We start from the raw sequence: 17175 nt of genomic DNA, 5'->3' as shown, positions 1-17175 counted from the left end.
CGGCTTTCCGTCCGGGCTTGTAAAGAGATACCCTGGTATCCGGCCGCGAATTCCAGTCCCGCGGCCAGTCGTTCCCCATCAGGCCCGTGCATCACCGGACGTGCGGTAAAGCAGGGTCAACACCGTCAGCACCAGCCCTACCAGCGCGACCGAGCCGAAAATGTAGAAATTCCACTCCGGCGCCAGACCCCGTTGCAGCACGAGGCCGCCGATCATCGGGCCGGCGATGCCGCCAAGCCGCCCGACCGCCAGCGAGAAGCCGAGACCCGTGCCGCGAATATGGACGGGATAAAGCCGCCCGACGAGGACATTGGCAAGAATCTGGGTTCCGATGGTTCCGGCACCCGCAAGCGCCACGAAGGCATAAAGAAGCGGACCCTTGTTCACAGTCAGGGCGAAGATCGATCCGGCGCCGATGGCAAACAGGATCGCCACCACCACCTTGACGTTGCCCTTGTCCGCGAAGCGCCCACCGATAAGGATGCCGATCGCGGCGCCGACATTGAGCATGACCGAGAAACTGAGCGCCGAACTGATGTCATAACCCATCTTGTTCATGATGGTGGGCAGCCAGTTGACCATGCCGAAAGTGAGCAGCAGCGAGCAGAAGTGAATGCCCCAGGCATTCAGCGTCGAAACCAGCCGGCCTTCTGAAAACAGCGCGCCGACGCCACCCTTCTGGATTTTTGCATGGGGCACGATGCGTTGCAGGCCATAACTGTCGCAAATGCCGTCAGCCTCCGCCTGCCTGCCCTTGCTCGCCAGCCATTCCGGCGATTCCGGCAGGAACCGCATGAAGATCGGCAGCAGAATGAGGGGCAGGCCACCGATCAGCATCAAGGGGCGCCAGCCATAGCTCTCCAGGAGCAGCATGCCCATGACGCCGGAAATGATGCCGCCGATAAGATAACCGAGGAAGGACAGCGAATTAGCCTGCGCCCGGCGCTGTGGTGGCGAAAACTCCAGCACCAGCGCGGTAACCGTCGGCAACAGCGCCCCGAGCCCGAGACCGGCGAAGAAGCGGGTGATTTCGAAGGCGAGAAAATTCGGTGTCATGGCCGAGGCGATCATCATCGCCGAAAATCCGGCGAGGCTGAGAAGCACCACCTTCCGGCGGCCGATACGGTCAGCCATGGTGCCGGCAAACAGCGCGCCAAGCAGCATGCCGACGAGCGTCAAGGCAGCGGCACGGCCCACCATGGCCGGATTGAGTGCCCAAGCGCTTTCTTTCAGCAGCGCCGGTGCGACCGCGCCATAAACGACCAGATCATACCCGTCGAACATGATCATCAGGCCGCATGTCGCAATGACGCCGGCCGGGTTTTTCGTCCGCGCAGAGGCGGCGCTCAGATAATTCGTGGACATATTCCTCCCTTTCACGCATGAACGCGCCATCCGGAATGGATCAGCGTCTCCCCGTCCCTGCATTATCCTCCGTGAGTGCCCGGCTTGTTCCACCCTGATATGTGCCCTGCTTCTGTCAAGCCACATGTCGCCGGTATCACCCGCCGTCGATTAAATGTTGCATTTGCAAAAATTGCAAATGAAATATTGATAAATGCCAACCATCCTACGGTGGCTGAAATCAGCGGGATTACAGCCCGGAAATCATCGATAGCGTCGGCGTCCAGTTCAAAATACGAACGCGATTGTAGACCCCGTGAATGACGAAGGGATCAGCGTCGCTGAAGGCGATAACGTCTTCAATACAGCGTGCCTCGGCGATGATGAGCGCGGCAGACGGACCCTCCGCAACAGCGCTCATCGGACCGGAAACAAGGATCCGGAACCCTTCGGCCATCGCCTCGCCATTGCGCAAATGGGCCTTGTGCGCTTCCAGCTGTGCCACCCGCTGCCGCGTGGCATCGGGATCGCTTTCGGCAAAACGCACGTAAAGCCTGGGTCGATTGCTTGCGCCGCTCATCGGGCAAGCACGAAATCGTGGTTCACCGACCAGAACCAGTCGCCGATGAAGCCGAAGTCCCGCGCCTTTTGCGCATCCTCCACCCGCTGAAAATCCGCCAGCAGGCTTTCCTTCACACCGAACACCGCATCCGAACGGATATAGGGATCGTCAGGATCGAATATATGCGTGACAAGCGGGCTGAAACCTTCTGCCGAAACGATGTAGTGCAGATGCGCCGGCCGGTAAGGATGCCGCCCCATCGCCCGCAACAGCTGCCCCACCGGGCCGTCATCCGGGATCGGATAATATTTCGGCTTCGTGGCCCGGAACCAGTAATGCCCGTCCTCGCCGGTCACGAAGACGCCGCGCAGATTAAAATCGGGCTGGATGCCCTTCTGCTGCACGTCATAAAAGCCTTCATCATTGGCCTGCCAGACATCGATGCGCGCACCGGCGACCGGCGCACCTTCGGTATCGAGAATGCGGCCGGTCACGACCATATCCTCGCCCTTGCCATCGAGACAGATATTGGCGCCCATCGGCATTTCCGGTGCATCGGCCACATGGAAGGGCCCGAGAACGGTGGATTCCGACGCGCCGCTCGGCTTGCGGTGGTTGATGGCATCGACCAGCATGGAAACACCGAGAATATCGGAAAACAGGATCCATTCCTGCCGCCACTCATTGCAGATCTGCCCGACTTCGGTGAGGAAATGAATGGCCTTCATCCATTCCTCCTCGGTCGGCTCGATTTCCTTCACTGCCTCGTGCAGCTTGCGGGTTACGACCGCCATGATCTCCTTCAGGCGCGGATCGTCACAATCGCGCATGCGGGCAATCACGGTTTCAGCCGAGCGTTCCTCAACGAAGTAGCCGTCGTCGCTGGTCATCTTCATATCCATAGTCTCCTCCCATCACTCCGGCCGCGTACCCTCGAAGGCACGCTGCAAAAGGTTGCGGATCGCGGTTTTTTCGATCGGCCGCGGGCACCAGTAAGGATTGGCCGTTGCAAGCTCGGCCATGGGGTCAAGATCGGCCGCTCCCACGCCAAGAGCGGCCAGACTCGCGGGCGCGCCAAGCCTGGCGGCGAAATCGAAAAGCCCCGGCCCTGCCCGGCCGCCGACAAGGGCAGCAAGCGGCAAAAGCAGTTCCGGCACCGCTTCTTCCACATAAGCGATGGTGTGCGGCAACAGCACCGCATGGGTTTCCGCATGCGGCAGATCGAGACTGCCGCCCAGCGTGTGGCAGAGCTTATGATGCAGCGACATGCCGACCGCACCCAGCACGGTGCCGCAAAGCCATGCGCCATAAAGTGCCGTCTCACGCGCGTCGATATCCTGCGGCGCCTCCCGAATGACCGGAAGCGCCTCGATCAGCGCCCGCAGCCCCTCGACCGCCATCAGGCTGGCAATAGGATTGCGGTCCTGTGCGTAAAGCGCCTCCGCCGCATGCGCCATGGCGTTGAGCCCGCTCGTCATACTGATCGCAACCGGCAGACCGAGCGTCAGTTCCGCATCGTAGATCACCACCTCCGGCAGGATTTCCGGCCCGCGTATGGTGGTTTTCACGCCATTTTCCGTCTGGCCGAGAATGGGCGTGACTTCCGAGCCGGCATAGGTCGTGGGAATGACGATCTGCGCCGCATCGGTGCGCAGGGCGATTGCCTTACCGAGACCGGTGGTGGAACCGCCACCCAAAGAGACGACGCAATCGGCACCCGCGGCGCGGTAGGCCTCAACCGCGCTTTTCGTTACCTCGACCGGCGTATGCATGGCTGCTTCGGAAAAAACACCCGCCGAAAGCGGGCCAAGCCGGGCGGCAAGCGCCTCGGCATCACCCTTTTGCTGCGGCGTGGATAGTACCAGCGCCCGCGAGAAGCCGAGGCGGTGGATTTCCTCCGCCACACCCGCCGAGCTGCCCGCCGAAAAGACAATGCGGGCGGGCACCGCCATATAAACGAAAGGCTGCATGGCTCAGCGTCCGTCGAGCTTAAAGAGGCGGCGTGCATTGGTACGACCGATCTTCACCCGGTCAGCCTCGGCAATACTCGTCGTGTTGAACCAGTCGGAGGCATGGTCGATATTCTCGAAGGGCCAGTCGGTGGAAAACAGGATGCGATCCGCACCGATTTCTAGAATGGCATCGATCAGCGTCTGGGTGCGGAAATTGCCCGAGGTGGTGATGTGGAAGTTCTCGTTGAAATAATCCACGAAACGACGCCTGGCGGGATAACGCGGCGGCAGCTTCACCCAGGCATTGCGATGGTCGATGCGCCACATCATGTAGGGCAGTCCCTCGCCCATATGGCCGAGAATGATATTGAGGCGGGGATGCTCATCGAACAGGCCGGACGCCATGAGGCGCAGCGCATGGACGGCCGTTTCCTGCGCAAAGGCCCAGGTGGGGCCGAGCAGCCAGGGGTGGCCGTCATAGATACGCGAATCCTGCGGCAGCGGGTTGCGCGGATGCAGATAGAACGGCACGTCGAGCTTTTCGACTTCACCCCAGAAAGAGCGATATTGCGGCAGGTCGTAATAAAGCGGCGTCTGGCCGTCACCTTCCTGGCTGAAGCCGTTGACGAGCGCACCGACGAAACCGAGATCGCTGACGCAGCGCTGAAGCTCCTCCGTCGCCGCATCGGGGTCCTGTAGAGGCAGGGCGGCAAAGGCGAGGAAACGATCCGGCCGCTTGGCGCATTCTTCTGCCAGCGCATCATTGGCGCGCCGCGCGATCTCAATCGCTTTCTTCGTGTCGGGAATGGCCTGCACCGCCGGGGCATTCAGCGACAGGATCATGGTCTCGATGCCATGCGCGTCCATCAGCTTCAGGCGTGTATCCTGAATGTCGAGCAGACGGTGCTGCAGTTCCTTCCAGTAATCGCCGGGCACGAAACCGGCTGAGTCCTGAAGCGTTTCCGGGATTGCGAAATGCTCCTCGAGAGCGACCTTGCCTTGCATGTGGTTTCCTCCGAAATTCTCTGTTGGTCTGCCGCCGGAGTGGCGATCAAAATTGGCCCTTGGGTTCGAGGCCGAGCATGCTCTGGCCAATCATCGTGCCGACGGCATCCCAGTTCATGCTGATGTGGCGGCCGACCGCATTGGCATCCCGCCAGGCGCGCTGCACCGGGTTCGCCAGATCGAGCCCGACGCCGCCGGTGGAATCGTTCAGCGCCTGTACCGCACGCAACGAGAGAGACACGGCAAAGGACTGGCCGCGACGGCTCAGAAGACGGTCATCCACCGTAAATTCCGCCCGGCCTTCAATGCGGGCCTGCGCCAGCGCCTGTGCCCTCGCCACATCGCGCAGCAGGATCTCGCAAGCCGCGTCCACACTCGCCGCCGCTTCCGCGACGCGCAGCTGAATGGTCGGGAATTCCGCCATGCGATTGTTGCCACCCGCCACGGCGCCGCGTGTGACCCGGCCGCCGACATGATCGACATAGGCGGCAAGCGCGCCCTTGGCGGCGCCGACACCGGCCGCCGCGAGACAGGAGGGAATACCGGTCAGAAGCGGCATGTTGAACAGGCCCTCTTCCGCATAATATCGTCCGCCCGGCGTGCGGCCGCTGGTGGCGTCCGGAAAGGTCAGAACCCGGTGTTCGGGCACGAAGACATCGTCGAGAACCAGCGTCTTCGACCCTGTGCCGGCCAGCCCCACCACATGCCAAGTGTCTTCGATGACATATTGGCTGGCGGGAACGAGCAGAAAGGCGGGAACCGGCTTTCCTTCACCCTTCGGCGGCAGAATGGCGGCGCAGAGGGACCATTGTGCGTTTTCGCAGCCCGAAGCGAAGGCCCATTTGCCGCCGAGGCGATAACCGCCATCGGCAGCCTCGGCCATCTTCACCGGCGCATAGGAACCGCACAGCAGCGCGTCGGGATTTTCACCCCAGACATCGGCCTGCGCCTCTTCGGGAAACATCGCCAGCAGCCATTGATGGGCAGACAGCAGGCCGGCGACCCAGCCCGTCGACGCACAGGCCGCCGAAAGTTCGATATTGGCTTCCACCAGCTCGGCGAAATCGCCACCCTTGCCGTCGAAGGCGCGGGGCTTGACGATATCGAAATAACCGATGCCACGCAGTGCCTCGATATGGCTGGAGGGCACGCGCCGCGCTTCCTCCGTCTGCCTGGCGCTTGAGCGGAAAAGATCGGCTATGCCGGCAACGCGGCTGGCTAGACGGACATGCGGGTTCGTTTGCGCCGGCTGCGGCGCATGGCTCATATCGTTCATGATTATCTCCTTGCGGGAATGATCTAACCGCTAAAAATTCAGGCGGGTTCGCTCGCGGGGCTTGCGGCGCAATATTGGGCGTTTTCGTAAAGCAGCGGCCGTGTCGTCTCGCTGACATCGGCTGAAACCACCTGTCCGATGAAGACGGTATGGGTTCCATAGGGCATGGCCGCAACCCGGCGGCAGGCGATGGCGGCATGGGCCGTGGGCAGGTAAAGAACGCCATTATCGTGGCGCTGCCAGTTGCCGTCGCGGAAACGCTCCTCCGGCGGCACCTTGCCGCTAAAGCCATCCGAAAGCGCGATCTGGTCCTGCGTCAGCACATTGACGATGAAATCGGGCCGGCACAGCAGCAATTCATGCAGCAGCGTGCGGTTATTAAGGCAAACCAGCAGGGAAGGCGGCTCCATCGAGACGGAGGTAACGGCCGTCACGGTCATGCCGTGATCGCGCTGATCACCTGTAGCACAGGCGGTGATGACCGTTACGGTTGCCGGAAAACGACGCATCGTCGAACGGAAATTCTGGCCGACGCCTTCAGGCGCAAGACTGCTCAGGCCAAACAATGCTGATGTCATGAGATCCTCCCAAATCCTGCAATCTTATTTATTTTCATTTGCAACATTTGTCAATGCAAATGTTTTTCGTCATTTTCTGTGGTTGGGAAACCCGCCATTCCCCGGCCTTGTGGAGCGAAGCTATTGAAACGGATGGATTGTGCCGGTACAGCCGATAGGCGCACATCAGCATCTGCGCAGATGGTTCTCAAACGGGGATTTGCTCGTGTCTTATCAGTTCACCGACTCGGTACCCTACCTGCTCAACTGGGTGGGCGTTCGGCTGGGCGAGCGCTTCTCCGTGAGACTGGCCTCCTATGACATCACATTGCCGATGTACCGCGTGCTGGCGACGCTCAGGCAACAGGAAAGCAAGACCCTGACCGAGCTTTCGGACATGGTGTCGGTGGAAATTTCCACCCTCTCCCGCCTTGTCGGCCTGATGGTCCGCCGCAACCTCGTCAGCCGCGAGCGACCGGCCGACAATGCGCGCATCGTGCGCATCACGCTGACCCCGAAGGGCGAGGAACTTGCCGACGAGCTGATGCCCATCGCCGCCATGTTCGAAAAAACCGCGATCGAAGGCCTCGATCCCGCAGAAGTGAAACTTTTCAAAAGCATCCTGCGCCATATCGGCCTCAATATCGCCGGTCTTTGATAGAGATAGCCGGCTTAGGAGATCTTCTCCGGCTGAGAGCCGACGGGAATCCACGGCCGCCTTCACGATCGTCGCGTGCAATGTACTTGTAATGGCCGGTTCCTATCCCTGTGGAAACCCACCACAGCGGAGGAGAATGCCCATGACCGACCGATCGTCACCCGCCTTCCCGGCGGCGATCGCCCTTATCACCGCATCGGCCCTGCTCGCGGCCTGCGCCTCGACCGTCATGAAAAGCTATATCGGCGCACCCATCACCAGCGTCATGCTGGACTATGGGCCGCCCGACAATATCTACGGCCTGGGTCCCGGCCAGCAGGCCTATCAATGGCGCAAGAACAAGACACAGGTCGTCGCCGGCTCATCGAGCGGTGAGGTGCGGACAACGCGGCGTGGCGAACGTTATGAAGTGTCGGAAACGCCGGGTTATGTCGAACGGATCGACTGCTATTATACGTTCTACACCCGCAATTCCGGCAGCGAATGGTATGTGACGAGTTTCCGGCAACCATCGCTCGAATGCGAATGACCGTTTCCGGTATTCCGGATTTCGGCCCGGTAGCGCATGTTTGCGCCATGCCCCTGTTTTACCGCCGCTTCCAAGCGGAAAGCGGCGGCGTTCTTTTGTGAATTCTCCCTGAAAGCCGTCATGGGATGGGCCGATCAGAAACGATAGTTCAGACCGGCCTTGATGACATGATCGCTGACATCGGTCTTCGATTTGCCGCTGGCGGTCGTCGTGGCCACATTTCCCGTGCTCACATAATTATATTCAAACTTGGCCGACAAGCCGCCACCGAAGCTCTGTTCGACACCTGCCCCGACCAGATATCCCTGCTTCCAGCCATCGGGACCTGTCACGCCATTGCCATCCTTGAACTTCGTCGTTGTCAGGCCTGCGGTGCCGTAAAGAAGCGTGCGATCGAGCGCCACGCCGGCCTTCACCTTGGCCGCACCCCGGAAACGCTCCCGCAGCCGGCCGTTCGGCACACGCGCCTCGTTCCCGAGATAAGAACCTTCCAGTTCCGCGCCGATAACGCCAGAGCCGAACTGGGCGTTATAGCCGGCCTGAACACCGCCCGTCAGACCGCGGCCGCTGGCCAATGGGTTAAATCTCGGTGAGGCGACGCCACCATGCACACCGACATAGGCTCCGTCCCATGAAAAAGCAGGCGGATTGCCGTAGTCAAAGGATTGCTGCGTATTGTAGTTCGTGAGGTCGGCCGAATAGGCATGGCCTGCCACCGCAATGACAATAGCCCCGGCGGCAAGCGATTTTCTGATTATCGACATGAAAAGACTCCAGACGAAACCGATGCGCCATCGTCCGGCGCCTCTTGGGTTTCAGTTTGCGTTGAAGAACCGGAAACCGGCTCCCGTTCGTCTGCTGCACGGCCTGGCACGGGGTGCGGATGCGTTCAGCAGATAAGGGGATTTTCCCGACGAGAATTGCGCTTGCATTGCACGAAACGAATTTTATTAGAAATAATTTATTTATTTAAATGAGTTATCCGAATTTCCTTAACCAAATAGTAAGGAAATTCATTGTCGGAGCACATCCGATCGTTCAAAACCCCGGCAGCCCGGCCTTTGCGGTCGCAGCCTCCTTGGAAGCGATGGATCGAATTTCCAGCCGAACGCAGAAGCCGGGATTGAGATCGAGGAACGAAACACGCCCGTGATGAAGCTCGGCCGCCTTCTGGACCAGATTTAACCCAAGGCCGGCTCCCGGCGCATTGGCGTTGACGCGGTGAAACGGCTCGAAAACCTGCTCGCGCTCCGAGACGGGTATGCCCGGCCCTTCATCGCAGACATCTATGACGCCCGTCGCACCGACCCGGATCGTGATAGCGCCTTTGCCGCCGCCATGATCGATCGCGTTGCGGACAAGGTTGACCACCGCCATCTCGATGATCGAGATCTGCATGGTGAGCACGACATGCCCTTCGCTCGGCTCGAAATCGAATTCATAGCCGGCATCCATCGCAATCGGCGCAAGATCGGTCGCGATGCGCTCGACAAGGCTGTTGAGATCCTGCGGCACGGCGGGCAATTCCACCGCGCCGACAGCCTGCATTTCAAGAAGCTGATGCGCGACGCGCGTGAGACGGTCGATATCGGCCCGGAGCTGCCGGCTCAGCGCGTCATCGGGCAAGAGATCGGCCCGAATACGGGCAATGGCAATCGGCGTCCTCAATTCATGTGCGGCATCGGCAAGAAAGCGGTTACGGCGATTGTATCCCTCATCCAGCCTGGAAAGCGCAATGTTGAAGGCATCCACCAGGGGAATGATTTCATGGGGCACCTTCGAGCGATCGATGCGGTCGGAACGGTTTTCGAAATCGATCGATTTCGCCTGTTTGACTGTTTCCATGAGGCCGCCCAGGGAGCGCCCGACCGCCCTTGGGGTGACGAGCAGCGTCGCGATGCCCGTCAGGATCAACATGGGCACGACAACGATAAGGATGATGAAGCCCACGCCGGGCAACACGGTCAGCCAGCGGATGGCGCCGTTGGCATCCTTTTCCAGATCCAGCTGCATGCTGATCCAGAGGCTGAGGCCGTCATTCGGGGTGCTTTTTTCCGTCCCGGCGATGAACTGCAGCCGCCCGGCGGACGTATCGCGGTTTTCCATGGTGGCCCGGACTGTTTCCGCAGCTTCCAGACGCGCCCTCTCGATGGTGCGGGGGAAAACCGCCGTCAAAGCGAGCGACGGGACCTCTCCATATTGCAGGGTGACGTCATCGGCGTCCCGTACCACGAACCAAAGGTTCGGGTAGCGCTGTTTTAATGCCGCCAATCCGGATGTAGCCACCACCTGCACCCGGCCCTGCCCATCCCTTGCCACACTTTCCGCAACGATACGGACCGCCTCTTCATTGGCGTCTTCCAGTTGCGGATTGATGATCCAGATCCAGCCGATGAGGAGGACGACAAAAAGAACGAGCAGGAAGGCCTGCAACACGAAAAGGCGCTTCATCAGCGCCCATCGCAGCGATCGGTTGCGTTTTTCCTTCATGTATTCAACCGGATAAGATAACCGATATTGCGCACGGCCCTGATCTCGACCGTGGCGCCGGCCTGCGCCAGCTTCTTCCTGATCCGGGAGATATGGGCATCGAGAGCATTGGACTCGATCTCGTCGTCCAGGGTGTAAACCGCCTCGACCAGATTGGCGCGCGTCACGATGCGGTTCGGCCGTCGCATCAGCGCCTCGAGCACCAGATATTCGCGACGCCGAAACTCGATAATGGAACCGGCGACGCTGATTTCGCTGCTCTTCGGATCGATGCTCAGATTTCCAAAACTCACATATTTGTCGGAAAGCGTGGGGCCGCGCCTGTGGAGCGCGCGAAGACGAGCGAGCAATTCCTCAATCGCAAAGGGTTTGGCGAGATAATCATCTGCCCCGGCATCGAGCCCGTCGACGCGATGATCGACACTGCCAAGCGCCGTCAGGACAAGGATCGGCACGGTGTGTTTTCTCCGGCGAAGCGAGGACACGAGGTTCAGCCCCTCGCCATCGGGAAGGCGGCGATCGAGAACCAGCACGTCATAGGCCCCGTCGCGCGCCAGAACATCGGCATCGCCGATGGTGCTGACGTGATCCGCGAGCACATCGCGTCGGCGCAAGGCCTCGAGGAGCGCTCGCGCCATTTCGGGTTCATCCTCAAGAAGCAGGATTCGCAACGACTTTTCCTCAGAGATGCGTTCTTGCAGCCCACCACTGGCCGGTGAATATTGCAGTTACATTGCAGGGCGGGGAGCCGGACCGTTCTCCTTACCACTTTGCCGGGCACAAGCCGACCGGCATCGCATGCTTTTCACAAGGCCGCCGGGACAGCCCCTAGCTGTCTGGCCCCGGCCTGTATCCGTGCCTTGCATAAAACCGATCAAGCTCGCGCTGCTGCGCCACCTCGCCGGTATAGATTGCAATGTAGTCCGGGATTCTTTTCATCCGCACGGCCACATCCTCTTCGGATTGCATGGAGATATAGCCGATCTGCACGAGATAGGTGGTTCGGGCGCGTACATCCGCCATGTTTTCGGAATGGCCGAAACGCACGAACATGCGCGAAAGCGCGTCCATTCTGGTCTGGTCGGCTTTGCGCACCTCGGCAAGAATATCATCCGACTGAAGCGCCCAGCTGCGAACCGCGAATTCGAACCTGCTGTCGAAGAGGGCGGGATCGAGCCAGCAATCGAAAATATTCAACATTGCTTCCGCCAGGCTCTCCGCATAAGCCTCAGACTGCCTGACGATGTTGCCGGTGTTTTTTTCCCGCCAGCGGGAAAGCAGCGCGGCCAGCAATTCCTCCCGGTCCTTGAAGAACCAGTAGAAGCTGGTGCGCGACAGATTGAGCTTTTTCGCCAAGGGCAGGATTTTGACGGAATCCACGCCCGATTCCAGCAGGGCCTGATAGGCGGCCTCCAGCCATCCTTCCTGCGATCCGCGCCAGCCGGTCTCGTTCAATGTCGCTTCCATGACGGTTTTCTAGCAAATCCGCCGGGTTGCGACAAGGCGAATGTCCACTCATGTCAAAATTACAAACACATGTGTTTTATTAATTGACACTTATGTACATTTCCTTCTAGCCTTCTCCCATCAGCCCCACCCGGAGAACGGCCCATGTCGAATGATCCCCTTCTTCAGCCCTACCGGCTCAAGCATCTCACATTGCGCAACCGCATCATCGTCACCTCGCATGAGCCCGCTTATCCCGAAGACGGCATGCCGAAAGGGCGCTATCGCGCCTATACGGTGGAGCGCGCCAGGGGCGGCGTGGCCCTGACGATGACCGCTGGCTCGGCCGCCGTCTCCAGGGACAGCCCACCCGTCTTCAACAACCTGCTCGCCTACAAGGATGAAATCGTCCCGTGGATCCGGGAGATGACCGACGCCGTGCATGAACAGGGCGCGGCGATCATGATCCAGCTGACGCATCTCGGCCGCCGCACCCGCTGGGACAAGGGCGACTGGCTGCCGGTGCTGGCCCCTTCGCATCATCGGGAAGCCGCCCACCGCGCTTTTCCGAAGAAGATCGAGGACTGGGATATCGAACGTATCATCAAGGACTTCGCCGACGCCGCGGAACGCATGAAGGCGGGCGGCATGGACGGGGTGGAGCTGGAGGCCTATGGCCACCTCATCGACCAGTTCGTCTCACCGCTGACCAACGAGCTGGATGGCCCCTATGGCGGCTCGCTGGAAAACCGCATGCGCTTCTGTCTTGACGTCTTCAGGGCGATGCGCGAACGCGTGGGCGACGATTTCATCCTCGGCGTTCGTTATACCGCCGACGAATGTCTTGAGGGTGGCACCGGAAAGGCGGAGGGCCTCGAAATCTCCAGACGGCTGAAGGATAGCGGCCTGATCGACTATCTCAATGTCATTCGCGGTCACATCGACACCGATCCGGGCCTGACGGACGTCATTCCCATTCAGGGCATGGCCAATGCGCCGCATCTGGACTTTGCCGGTGAAATCCGCGCCGCGACCGGTTTCCCGACATTCCATGCCGCCAAGATCCCCGATGTCGCCACCGCCCGCCACGCCATCGCCTCCGGCAAGGTGGACATGGTGGGCATGACGCGCGCCCACATGACCGACCCGCATATCGTGCGCAAGATCATGGAAAAACGGGAGGACGACATTCGCCCCTGCGTGGGCGCCAATTATTGCCTCGACCGCATCTATCAGGGCGGCCTCGCCTTCTGCATCCATAATGCGGCAACGGGCCGCGAGGAGACCATGCCGCATGAGATCGCCAGGGCGGCGGAACGGCGCAGGGTAGTGATCGTCGGCGCCGGCCCGGCAGGCCTTGAGGCCGCACGTGTCTGCGCCGAGCGTGGCCATGAGGTCGTCGTCTTCGAGGCCGCGAACGATCCCGGCGGCCAGATCCGCCTCACCGCGCAAAGCGAACGCCGCCGTGAGATGATCAGCATCATCGACTGGCGCATGAGCCAGTGCGAAAGGCTTGGCGTCACCTTCCATTTCAACAGCTGGGCGGAGGCGGATACGGTCCTTTCGGAAAACCCGGACGTGGTCATCATCGCCACCGGCGGATTGCCGCATACCGAGGTGCTTTCCAAGGGCAACGATCTCGTCGTTTCGGCATGGGATATCATTTCCGGGGACGTCAAGCCGGGCGCGAATGTGCTGGTTTTCGACGATGCCGGCGATCATGCCGGCCTGCAGGCCGCCGAATTCCTGGCAAAGGCGGGCGCGAAAGTGGAGATCATGACCCCGGACCGGGCCTTCGCCCCGGAAGTAATGGCCATGAACCTCGTTCCCTATATGCGGGCGCTGCAAAAACTCGATGTCACCTTCACCGTCACCTATCGGCTGGAAGCGGCGGAAAGAAACGGCAATCAACTCGTCGCCCGCGTCGGCAGCGACTATGGTGGCGTGACGAAATCACGGACCGTGGATCAGATCGTCGTCAATCATGGCACGGTTCCGCTGGACGACCTTTATTTCGAATTGAAACCCGGTTCGAAGAACCTCGGCGAAATCTCCTATGACGACTTGCTGGAAGGAACGGCCCAGACGGTGGAGCGTAATCCGGCCGGCACTTACCAGCTCTTCCGGATCGGTGATGCGGTCGCCGCACGCAATACCCATGCGGCGATCTACGATGCGCTGCGTCTGGCAAAGGACATCTGAGGCCCGCAAACCCTGCCGTGAGGTCAGGTAAATACCGCCATCCACGGCAATCGGCCATCACATTGCGGATGACCTTATGCTTTTGCCTCGCGCCGCAGGTGGCTGACGCTCAGCCAGATGGCAGAGACGAGGAAATAAAATGCACCCAGTCCCGCATATCCGGCGATGGTCGCGATCGATGGCTCATCCGGCATGCGCGCCTGCAGAATGAAAAAGATGCCTGCGACGGCGGATTGTCCGCCACTCAGGATCATCACCCACTGCCCGCCATGATGTTTCCAACGGCGAACGGCGGCGCTCAACTGGAGCAGGCCTGAAAAAATCGCCCATAGCCCGAAGACCGCGAGCACCCAATTCATGCTCATGCACAAGGCGAAGATCACGATCACGGTCATCAGCGAACTGACTGCGACATTAAACGTCTGGCTGTGATTTTTCGCCAGCCCGCCGTTTCGCATGGCATCGATCAAATTCGCCACCGCATCCCACGCGGGATAAATGACCAGCAGGAAAGCTGCGATACCAAAGGACTGCCTTCCCGCGGTGAGTGCTGCGATAACCCAAATGATGGAGAATGCCGCGCGGATGAAATAATAGCGCTTCAGCCAATATTCATTGTCATTGACGATGGCTGATGTTCGGTTGCCCATGGCGTTATTCCTTGTTCTTGGAGGGTTCCGGCCTCTGTCCGAGAAAGGCCATTCCTGTTCTGCCGGGTCGGGACATGCGCAAGCGCTGAAGCCGCTAGATCCCGGCGTACCATTCGTATCCGCGGTCTTCCCAGAAGCCGCCATTACCGCCCCAGAAGCCGGTGAAACTGTCCACGATCTCGATCCGCATGAGATATTTGGCCTGCTTGTACCCAAGCTGCCGCTCAACCCTCAGCCGCAGCGGCGCACCGTGACCGACAGTGAGATCCTGTCCGTTCATCTGGTATGCAAGGATGGTCTGCGGATGAAAGGCGTCGACCAGGTTGATGCTTTCATAATAGCGGCCGCTTCCGTCCAGCGTCTTCTCGAGTTCGTCGGCGCAATGGAAAACGGCAAAGCGGGCGGTTGGCGCAAGTCCAGCCGTATTCAGAAGCATGCCCAACGGCACGCCTGTCCACTTGCCGATGGCACTCCAACCTTCCACGCAGTCGTGGCGGGTGATCTGGGTGCGGGCCGGCAGCATCCTGAGTTCGGCAAGCGAAATCTGCAGCGGCCTTTCGACCAGCCCATCGATCCTGAGCCGCCAATTCGCAAACTTGCTTTCGACGAGTTCCGCATATTCCTCGCTATCGGGAGCGCTCGTGCCGTTGACACGAAAGGATGGAGAAATGTCAGCTTCGGTGAACTCCCGGGCCAGGGCATCACGCCCTTGCAGCAGGCGCTGCGCCTTCATCGTCAGCGTTTCTGCCGAGCGGACGAGGTTCAAGACGTCGGTGTTCTGATCGAGAAGATCGCAGCCGGAAATGGTCACGGCACCGGCGCCGAGTGTGCTGCCGATCAGAAACCGACGGCGGGTAAGAAGATGGCTCATGAATTCGGCCCCGTTTCTTTGATGGCGTAACGGCCGGTGATCATCGACCGGATGTTGTTCCAGGTGCCTGACAGCACGACCATTGCGATATGCACGATGACAAAGAGCACCAGTAGCAACGCCGTTATGAAGTGGATCGTCCGCGCGGACTGCCGACCGCCAAAGAGATCGACAAGCCAGGGGAGAGCGGCATTGATGCCGGGTGACATCGTCAGGCCCGTCAGGATCATCAGTGGAAGAAGACCCGCGATCACCGCGAGATAGGTCAGTTTCTGCAATGCATTATAGTGTCTTGCCTCTTCTCCCCTGGGGAAACGCAGGCGCGCATGATCGACGATCTCATGCCAGAGATGGCGAGGAGAAAGTTCGCTGGCCTTCGGCGCCAGATCTTTCCTGAAGTGGCCGCCAAGAACACCAGAGGCCGCATAGACAAGGCCGTTGATGAGAAACAGCCAGGCAAAAAAGAAGTGCCAGCGGCGGCCGGCCGCCAGATCCTGAAACGAGGGAATTGTCGCCCAGGCCGGAAACGCTCGCGCCACCGCCTGGCCATCCATATAGGAAATTCCGAGCACGCCCGTGGTCGTAACTTCGAGGCCAGCCATCCGCAGGAAGCCTCGGGCGTCAGGACCACCCCCTGCGGAACCGATCGTCAGGAAGGCAGGGTCGCCGTCCGCGCCATATTGTCCCCAATACAACTCGGGATGCGCATTGAATATCTGCAGGCCGCTCATCAGCAGAAAACTCAGGCAAAGCACGTTCAGCCAGTGCGTGATGCGGGTCACAAGCGCGTGGCGACGGATGAAGATCGTCCGCGGATGTTGAATGTTGTCGTCGGTAGCATCCATGTCCGACCCTGCTCCTTGCATTGTCTACGTTTGCGAAGGGGGTGGCAGCCGGTCGATGGGAGAGTACTCCGGCCGACCGGCCTCCGACGTGGTTACATGGGCGGAACCACGCCATTCTTTCCGACGACAAGCCGCTGGGCCACAGTGCCGGTGGAAGCCTTCTCGGCCGGCACGAAAACGACGGCTCCCGGAACAAGATCCTCCTTTGTGGCTGGCGCGAGGGTAACAACCGGCGTCCCGTCAGGGATCGAGATCTTCTTTTCCTTGCCTTTGTAGGAGACCGTGACCGTTCGGCCATCGACACCCGTGACGGCATCGGCAACGGTTGCGTTGGTCATGCTGCTGTTGGGCTTCAAATCCCAGCCATAGCTGCCCTCGCCCGCCCCCTTGAGCGCCGGCGGAAAAATGAGAACCTCAAGCGCGCCGTCGCCGCCATCCTTTTTGGGCAAAGATGCGATGCCGACGAAGTCACCCGGCTTGATATCCTCGATCCTGGCATTCGCGACAGCCGAGACCTGCAAGCCTTCGGCAAGATTGATATCAAGGGTCTCGCCCTCGCGGGTTTTCACGGTCAAGGTGGAACCAGCGTGGGATACGATGCTGCCCCGCACATTGACATGCTTGCCTGCGGCACCCTCGGCGCGGACGGGTGCAGACATCATCGTCACCAGCGACATGGCTGAAAGCACGAGGGCCATAGCGGAAATGGATTTCTTGATCATTAGAATCTCCCTACTAGTTGATAGGTTTACGATGCGCAGTTTTACCTTTGGCGACTTTCGCCAAAG

Annotated in this window: 18 protein-coding genes; 3 read left to right on the top strand and 15 right to left on the bottom strand. The window is 60.1% G+C overall.

All coding sequences use genetic code 11. The features are described 5' to 3' along the window. Window positions 1–78 precede the first annotated feature (78 nt). From O3S81_RS00240 to graD, 7 genes are all read right to left on the bottom strand, one after another. On the bottom strand, window positions 79–1365 hold the full coding sequence (locus O3S81_RS00240; protein ID WP_269340168.1) for an MFS transporter: 1287 nt from the start codon (window positions 1363–1365) through the stop codon (window positions 79–81). Between the two features lie 229 nt (window positions 1366–1594). Then, entirely contained in the window at window positions 1595–1924 is a 330-nt protein-coding gene (locus tag O3S81_RS00235; protein ID WP_269340167.1) for a YciI family protein, read from the bottom strand. Next, a complete protein-coding gene (gene graB / locus O3S81_RS00230) occupies window positions 1921–2808 on the bottom strand; it encodes a hydroxyquinol 1,2-dioxygenase (RefSeq protein ID WP_269340166.1) in 888 nt (295 codons plus the stop codon). Before graB ends, O3S81_RS00235 begins: the two co-directional genes overlap by 4 nt. A gap of 12 nt (window positions 2809–2820) precedes the next feature. Next, window positions 2821–3876 carry a maleylacetate reductase gene (locus O3S81_RS00225; RefSeq protein ID WP_269340165.1) on the bottom strand — a complete coding sequence of 352 codons (1056 nt, stop codon included), beginning with the start codon at window positions 3874–3876 and terminating at the stop codon, window positions 2821–2823. A 3-nt stretch (window positions 3877–3879) separates the two neighbouring features. Continuing rightward, window positions 3880–4863, bottom strand: a complete 984-nt coding sequence (gene tsdA, locus O3S81_RS00220) for a gamma-resorcylate decarboxylase (RefSeq protein ID WP_269340163.1) — start codon at window positions 4861–4863, stop codon at window positions 3880–3882. Window positions 4864–4909: 46 nt separating this feature from the next. Then, entirely contained in the window at window positions 4910–6139 is a 1230-nt protein-coding gene (graA, locus tag O3S81_RS00215; RefSeq protein ID WP_269340161.1) for an FADH(2)-dependent resorcinol hydroxylase oxygenase component, read from the bottom strand. A gap of 38 nt (window positions 6140–6177) precedes the next feature. Continuing rightward, window positions 6178–6717 (bottom strand): FADH(2)-dependent resorcinol hydroxylase reductase component, encoded by a 540-nt coding sequence (gene graD / locus O3S81_RS00210; RefSeq protein WP_269340160.1) that lies wholly within the window; start codon window positions 6715–6717, stop codon window positions 6178–6180. Window positions 6718–6922: 205 nt separating this feature from the next. On the opposite strand from graD, the gene O3S81_RS00205 reads away from it, so the two are divergent. Then, the gene (locus O3S81_RS00205) at window positions 6923–7354 is read left to right on the top strand and encodes a MarR family winged helix-turn-helix transcriptional regulator (RefSeq protein WP_269340159.1); all 432 of its coding nucleotides are present in this window, start codon (window positions 6923–6925) and stop codon (window positions 7352–7354) included. A gap of 142 nt (window positions 7355–7496) precedes the next feature. Next, a complete protein-coding gene (locus O3S81_RS00200) occupies window positions 7497–7883 on the top strand; it encodes a hypothetical protein (protein ID WP_269340157.1) in 387 nt (128 codons plus the stop codon). Window positions 7884–8017: 134 nt separating this feature from the next. On the opposite strand, the gene O3S81_RS00195 is transcribed toward O3S81_RS00200, so the two are convergent. The 4 genes from O3S81_RS00195 to O3S81_RS00180 all read right to left on the bottom strand — a co-directional run bounded on the left by O3S81_RS00195 (window position 8018) and on the right by O3S81_RS00180 (window position 11840). Continuing rightward, window positions 8018–8647: an outer membrane protein gene (locus O3S81_RS00195; RefSeq protein WP_269340156.1), complete on the bottom strand. Its 630-nt coding sequence runs from the start codon at window positions 8645–8647 to the stop codon at window positions 8018–8020. A 274-nt stretch (window positions 8648–8921) separates the two neighbouring features. After that, on the bottom strand, window positions 8922–10373 hold the full coding sequence (locus tag O3S81_RS00190; protein ID WP_269340155.1) for a sensor histidine kinase: 1452 nt from the start codon (window positions 10371–10373) through the stop codon (window positions 8922–8924). Continuing rightward, a complete protein-coding gene (locus O3S81_RS00185) occupies window positions 10370–11044 on the bottom strand; it encodes a response regulator transcription factor (protein WP_269340154.1) in 675 nt (224 codons plus the stop codon). The genes O3S81_RS00190 and O3S81_RS00185 overlap by 4 nt, the downstream gene beginning before the upstream one ends. 157 nt (window positions 11045–11201) lie before the next feature. Continuing rightward, entirely contained in the window at window positions 11202–11840 is a 639-nt protein-coding gene (locus tag O3S81_RS00180) for a TetR/AcrR family transcriptional regulator (protein ID WP_269340153.1), read from the bottom strand. 144 nt (window positions 11841–11984) lie between these two features. On the opposite strand from O3S81_RS00180, the gene O3S81_RS00175 reads away from it, so the two are divergent. After that, complete coding sequence (locus tag O3S81_RS00175) at window positions 11985–14021, top strand: NADH:flavin oxidoreductase (RefSeq protein ID WP_269340151.1); 2037 nt, start codon at window positions 11985–11987, stop codon at window positions 14019–14021. A 74-nt stretch (window positions 14022–14095) separates the two neighbouring features. On the opposite strand, the gene O3S81_RS00170 is transcribed toward O3S81_RS00175, so the two are convergent. The 4 genes from O3S81_RS00170 to O3S81_RS00155 form a co-directional block, all read right to left on the bottom strand. Further along, window positions 14096–14671, bottom strand: coding sequence for a DUF308 domain-containing protein (locus tag O3S81_RS00170; RefSeq protein WP_269341366.1), 576 nt, complete (start codon window positions 14669–14671; stop codon window positions 14096–14098). 94 nt (window positions 14672–14765) lie between these two features. Further along, entirely contained in the window at window positions 14766–15542 is a 777-nt protein-coding gene (locus O3S81_RS00165) for a molybdopterin-dependent oxidoreductase (RefSeq protein WP_269340149.1), read from the bottom strand. Beyond that, window positions 15539–16387, bottom strand: coding sequence for a cytochrome b/b6 domain-containing protein (locus O3S81_RS00160; RefSeq protein ID WP_269340147.1), 849 nt, complete (start codon window positions 16385–16387; stop codon window positions 15539–15541). Before O3S81_RS00160 ends, O3S81_RS00165 begins: the two co-directional genes overlap by 4 nt. A 92-nt stretch (window positions 16388–16479) precedes the next feature. Continuing rightward, window positions 16480–17109: a hypothetical protein gene (locus tag O3S81_RS00155; RefSeq protein ID WP_269340146.1), complete on the bottom strand. Its 630-nt coding sequence runs from the start codon at window positions 17107–17109 to the stop codon at window positions 16480–16482. Window positions 17110–17175: the final 66 nt, after the last annotated feature.

The organism is Agrobacterium sp. SOY23, assembly GCF_027212525.1.
Classification (GTDB): domain Bacteria; phylum Pseudomonadota; class Alphaproteobacteria; order Rhizobiales; family Rhizobiaceae; genus Agrobacterium; species Agrobacterium tumefaciens_I.
The sequence above is the reverse complement of the archived record's forward strand: the minus strand, read 5'-3'. Positions and strand labels throughout refer to the sequence as shown.